Genomic DNA, 320 nt, shown 5'->3' on the forward strand with positions numbered 1-320 from the left:
CCGGCCTGCATGGCGGCGGTCTGCTTGTAGTTGCGCACCAGCTCGACCGAATGCACATGCGGGCCGTATTACGCCGCCAGGCACCTGATCTCGCTCACGGTCGCGTCGGTGCTGCCGTCATCGACCAGCACGACCTCCCATGGCTGGCCATAATGTTCCATGGCCTGGTGAATCCGCGCCAGCAGCGGCTCGACGTTTTCGGCCTCGTTATACATGGGCACGACGATGGACAGCGTATGGTCCGGCATCACCGCGCCGTCGGGCAGTCCCGAAGCAGGGATAGGTAATACTGTCATAGGGATGGCTTCCTTGCAGATCCG

At 62.5% G+C, this 320-nt stretch carries 1 protein-coding gene; it reads right to left on the minus strand.

Annotation, left to right across the window (positions count from 1 at the left end; all coding sequences use genetic code 11):
• Positions 1-68: 68 nt before the first annotated feature.
• Positions 69-320 (minus strand): glycosyltransferase (locus EN786_RS36810; protein ID WP_246688853.1); only part of this gene is annotated, 252 nt, incomplete at its 5' end.

This window comes from Mesorhizobium sp. M4B.F.Ca.ET.143.01.1.1 (assembly GCF_004792275.1).
GTDB lineage: Bacteria > Pseudomonadota > Alphaproteobacteria > Rhizobiales > Rhizobiaceae > Mesorhizobium > Mesorhizobium abyssinicae.